Origin of the sequence: Nocardioides limicola (assembly GCF_016827675.1) — a bacterium.
GTDB classification, from domain to species: Bacteria; Actinomycetota; Actinomycetes; order Propionibacteriales; family Nocardioidaceae; genus Nocardioides; species Nocardioides limicola.
This window is the reverse complement of record NZ_JAERJA010000023.1, coordinates 1-1,162: the sequence shown is the minus strand read 5'-3', so window position 1 is coordinate 1,162 and position 1,162 is coordinate 1. Positions and strand designations below refer to the sequence as shown.

The 1,162-nt window shown below is 67.9% G+C and carries 1 pseudogene; it reads right to left on the bottom strand.

Going from position 1 to position 1,162, the window contains the following annotated elements:
- A pseudogene (locus JKG67_RS18315) lies at nt 1-700 on the bottom strand (DUF222 domain-containing protein); the annotation flags it as partial.
- Nucleotides 701-1,162: the final 462 nt, after the last annotated feature.

The window sequence follows — 1,162 nt, the reverse complement described above, 5'->3', positions numbered from 1 at the left end:
ACGATTCCAGAGATCCCAGTTCGCGGTACTGCGCGGCCAGGGTGGTCAACGCTTCCTGGAGATCGATCGCATCAGCGGCGTCGATGACCCCGTGCACGCGGGCGTGGCAGACCTGCCCATCGATCAGATCATCGAGGTCGATGTCGACCCGGCGACCCTCGAGGCCGTCGAGGCGGCGCTGCTCGGCCTCCTCGGGGTCAAACCGGGTCAGTGCCTCGTTCAGGATCCGATCCAACGCGGTGGGCCCGATCCTGCCCGCGGCGGGGGCGACCTGACCGTCGACCCACGCCGCCCCGGCCTGGGGGAGCTTCATCGTCTGGGACGCGATCCGACGTGCCGCCCAGCCGGGGACCTCACCAGCACGGACCCGGGCCCAGGTCTTCCGGAGCCGATGCGCCAGTTCCAAACACTCACCCAGATACTTCTTCGCCGATTCGGTCGATCGGCCCAGAGCGGCGGCGTACTCGATCACCGCGGATTCTGACACCTGAGGGGCACCCTCACCCGCCAACGCGCAGGACCGGTCCCCGAACCAATGCCCGGCTGCGTCGGTGTCAGTGGTCGGGGTGTTGATCCCGCAGTACTTCACCGCCGCCACCATCGCGGCCGCCTCGACCAGAAGGGCCTCGGCCTGCTGGGTGCGCAGGAAGTCGAGCACCTCACCCGAGGTGTCGAGATCTTCGAGCTGCTCCGCCTTCATGAGAACAAGCCAACCAGCAGGCTCCGACATTTCCGGGCGACTGGGGGGCGTGGTCTCGATACACCGTCTCGTTCCTCGGCGGCACTCGACCACCGAGGGCAGGCGTGATTCGGCGGTCGGGGGTGGTCTCGATACACCGCCTCGCAAGCTCGGCGGCACTCGACCACCGAGCGGAGCGGCACTCGACCACCGAGGGCAGGCGTGGGTCGGCGGTCGGGGGTGGTCTCGATACACCGCCTCGTTCCTCGGCGGCACTCGACCACCGAAACCGGGCGGCACTCGACCACCGAACAGGCGCGGTTCGGCGGTCGAGTAGCGAGCGCCAGCGAGCGTATCGAGACTGTGAGTCTTTCCTTGCAGCCCGTGTGCTGGTGGGCTGTGGTCGGTGACCGCGGTTGTGACTCATATCGAGACTGGCTTCGTGCCTTTCCTGGGACTTGTCCGGTCGTGGTCGCCGGCCCC